The sequence below is a fragment of the Angustibacter aerolatus genome (assembly GCF_054776675.1).
On the sequence record NZ_BAAHBM010000151.1, the window covers coordinates 1 to 3,809 of the forward strand.

Sequence of the window (3,809 nt, forward strand, 5' to 3'; positions counted from 1 at the left end):
CGGGGCGGCCGACGACGGCGGTGCGGGTGGCGGCTCGGGCGCCGACGCCGAGGGGCCGGGTTCGTCCGGGGCCGGACCCCCGCTGCAGCCGGCGTCGTCCGCCGTCGCGCCGCCGAGGAGGAGCACGCAGCCGGTGCGCCGCCGCGTGCTGCGCCTGATCGAGGCCGAGCGTCCGGGGCTGGCTGCCGGCGGGCTGTGGGCCGGGCCGGTGGTGGTGGTCGACGACGGCGCGGGCGTGGCGCAGCTGCTGGTCGCCGGCCTGACGTCGGCGGGCGTGCGGGCCACCGTGGTGGCCGAGCCGCCGCCCGGCGCGCACGGCGTGGTCGACCTCGGCGCGCTGGCACCCGTCGACTCGCCCGCCGACGCACGCACGGTGCAGCGCGACCTGTTGCGCCGCGCGCGCGACGCCGCGCTGGTGCGGCCGGGCGGGCTGTTCGTCGTCGTGCACGACACCGGCGGCGACCTCGGACTGCGCGGCGCCGGCGACCGGGCCTGGCTGGGTGGGGTCGCCGACGCCACCCGCACGCTGGCGCTGGAGTGGCCGCAGGCGACCGTGCGGTCGATCGACTGCACGCTGGCAGGTCGCACCCGGCAGCAGGTGGCCGACGCGCTGCTCGCCGAGCTGGTCGGTGGGGGCGGCACGCCCGTCTGCGGGCTGCCCGCCGACGGACGCCGACTGGTGCCGGTGCTGCTCGACGCGCCCCTCGGCGACGTCGGGCACCCCGGCCCGCTCGGACCGCTCGGACCGCTCGGACCGCAGCCGGTGGTCGTGGTCAGCGGCGGCGCCCGCGGGGTCACCGCCGCGGTGGTGCGCGACCTGGCCCGGCGGCACCGCCCCCGGTTGCTGCTGCTCGGCCGCACCGAGCTCGTCGACGAACCGGCCGGGCTGGTCGGCGCCGACGACGAGCGCGAGCTGGTGCGCCGGCTGGCGACCCGCCCCGGTGCCGGCGGGCTGCGCGAGCTCGCCGCCACCGGCTCCCGGGTGCTCGCCGTCCGCGAGGTGCGCACCACGCTCGACGCCGTGACGGAGGCCGGATCGCCGGTGCGCTACGCCGACGTCGACGTCCGCGACCCGGAGGCCGTGGCCGCCGCGGTCGACGCGGCCCGCGAGACGTGGGGGCCGGTGACCGCGGTGCTGCACGGCGCCGGGGTGCTGGCCGACGGCCCGCTGGCAGCTGCGTCCGACGCCGAGCTCGACGCGGTGCTCGACACCAAGCTGCTCGGTCTCGACGCGCTGCTGGCCGCCACCCGCGACGACCCGCTGCGGACGGTGGTCGCGTTCTCGTCGGTGGCCGCGCTGGTGGGCAACCCGGGGCAGAGCGCCTACGCCGCCGCGAACGGCGCGGTGCAGCAGGTGCTGTGCGCCGAGCAGACCGCGCGCCCGGGCTGCCTGGTGCGCGCGGTGGCGTGGGGTCCGTGGCGCGGCGGCATGGTGCACGGCGACGTCGTCGAGCGGCTCGACGGCGCGGGCGTGCCGCTGCTCGACCCGGACGCCGCGGTCGACTCGCTGCACGCCGAGCTCGCCGCCGAGAGGGCGGACGACGACGTGGTCGTGGCGCTCACCGCCGACCCGCCCACCGACGCCTCGAGCACGTCGCCCCTGGACGTCGCGCGGGTCGCTCGCCCGGGTGCAGCCGAGGTGCTGGTGTCGGCCGCGACCCACCCCGAGCTGCTCGACCACGCGGTCGGCGGCCTGCCGGTGCTGCCGCTGGCCCGGTCGCTCGGGTGGCTGCTGGCGCACGCGGGTGACGGCGCCGCGCCGCTGGTCGTCGACGACGTGCGGGTCTACGCCACGACCGCGCTGCCTGGCCTCGCCGCCGGCGGCACCCACCTGCTGCGGCTCGTCGCGTCGGCGCCCATCACCGGCGACCCGCACGGCACCGAGCTGACGCTGCACGCCGCCGACGGCCGCCCGAGGGTGCGCGCCGTCCTCGCGCCCGCCTCGGAGCCGCTCGACGTCGACCCGGTGCCGACCGACGAGCCCGCGGGCCTGCGACCGCTCGACCGCGCGCCGCTGTACGACGGGCACGTGCTGTTCCACGGCCCGGCGTGGCAGGTGCTGCAGCCCGACGTCGCGCGGTCGGCGCACGGGGCGAGTGGCCGCATCGAGCCGGTTGCCGGCGCGACGGGTGCGCTCGACCCGGCCGCGCTCGACGGCGCCCTGCAGCTGGCGGTGCTGTGGGCCGAGGGCGTGCTCGGTGCGGCCAGCCTGCCGATGGCGGTCGAGCGCTGCGTGGTGCACCGGTTCGGGCGAGCCGAGGGCGAGCTGCGGGTCGTCGTCCATGCTCGCGAGGTGCACGCGGCGGGCGCTCGCTGCGACGTCGTGCTGGTCGACCCGGACGGCGCACCGCGGGTGCAGCTGGTGGGCGTCGAGCTGATCCGGCGTCCGGCGTGAGCATCACGGAACCATTGCGCCGCAACGAGTCTGCGGCGTTCGAGCCGGTCGCGATCGTGGGTCGCGGCTGCGTGCTGCCCGACGCCCTCGACCCGGAGACGTTCTGGCACAACGTGCGCGACGGCCGCAGCAGCCTCGGGCCGGTGCCCGAGGGCCGCTGGCGGCTCGACCGCGAGCGCGCGACCGGCACCGTCGACGACCACCTCGACCGCACCTGGACGGACGTCGGCGGGTACGTGCGCGGCTTCGACGAGGTGTTCGACCCGAGCGGCCTGCTCGTGCCGGCCGGCACCTTCGACGGCCTCGACCCGCTGTTCGCCTGGGTGGTGCAGGGGGTGCGGCAGGCGCTGCGCGAGGCGGGGCTCGACCGCCCGTCCGACCGCACGGGCCTGGTGCTCGGCAACCTGCTGTGCCCCACCGACCTCGGCGCCCGCTACGCCGAGCACGTGCTGCGCGGGCTCGACCCGGCGTCCGTGCTGGCCGGGCTGCCGGTGCAGGCGGGGCCGGCGCCCGACCCGCGCAACCGGTTCTCGGCCGGTCTGCCCGCCCAGCTGGCCGCGCAGGCCCTCGGGCTCGGTGCCGGCGGGTTCTCGGTCGAGGCCGCCTGCGCGTCGTCGCTGTACGCCGTGCAGCTGGCCTGCGAGCGGCTGCACGAGGGGTCGGCCGACGTCGTGGTGGCCGGTGGCGTGAACCGCATCGACAACCTGTTCCAGCACGTGGGGTTCTGCGGCCTGAACGCGGTGAGCCGCAGCGGCCGCAGCCGCCCGCTGCACCGCGAGGCCGACGGCCTGCTGCACGGCGAGGGCGCCGCGTTCGTCGCCCTGATGCGGTTGTCGGACGCGCTGGCCACCGGCACCGAGGTGCTGGCGGTGGTGCGCGGCATCGGGTTGTCGAACGACGGCCGCGGGCAGGGGCTGCTCAGCCCCACCGAGGAGGGGCAGCAGCGGGCGATGCGGCTGGCGTACGAGCTGGCCGGCGTCGACCCGGCGACGGTGTCGCTCGTCGAGTGCCACGCGACCGGCACCCCGGTGGGCGACGCGGCCGAGGTGCGCAGCACCGCCGCCGTGCTCGCCGAGGCCGACGACGTGCCGATCGGCTCGGTGAAGTCGAACCTCGGCCACCTGCTGGCGCCGGCCGGGGCCGCGGGACTGCTCAAGGTGGTGGGCGCGCTGCGGGCCGGGGTGCGGCCACCGTCGCTGCACGCCGACGACCCGCTGCCCGCGCTGGCCGGCACGCCGCTGCGGGTGCTGCAGCAGGCCGAGCCGTGGAGCGGTCCGCGCCGCGCCGCGGTGAGCTCGTTCGGCTTCGGCGGCACGAACGCGCACCTGCTGCTGGAGGACGCGCCGGCCGCCGGCACCCGGGCCCCGCGCAGCCGCGGCCGGCGCACCGACGACGAGGTCGTGCTCGTCGCCTG

At 78.5% G+C, this 3,809-nt stretch carries 2 protein-coding genes; both read left to right on the forward strand.

Annotation, left to right across the window (positions count from 1 at the left end; all coding sequences use genetic code 11):
• Positions 1-2,395: SDR family NAD(P)-dependent oxidoreductase (locus ACYVI6_RS18230; RefSeq protein WP_460447720.1), on the forward strand; the 2,395-nt coding region annotated here is incomplete at its 5' end.
• On the forward strand, positions 2,392-3,809 hold a 1,418-nt coding region (locus ACYVI6_RS18235), incomplete at its 3' end, for a beta-ketoacyl [acyl carrier protein] synthase domain-containing protein (protein WP_460447721.1). The genes ACYVI6_RS18230 and ACYVI6_RS18235, both read left to right, overlap by 4 nt.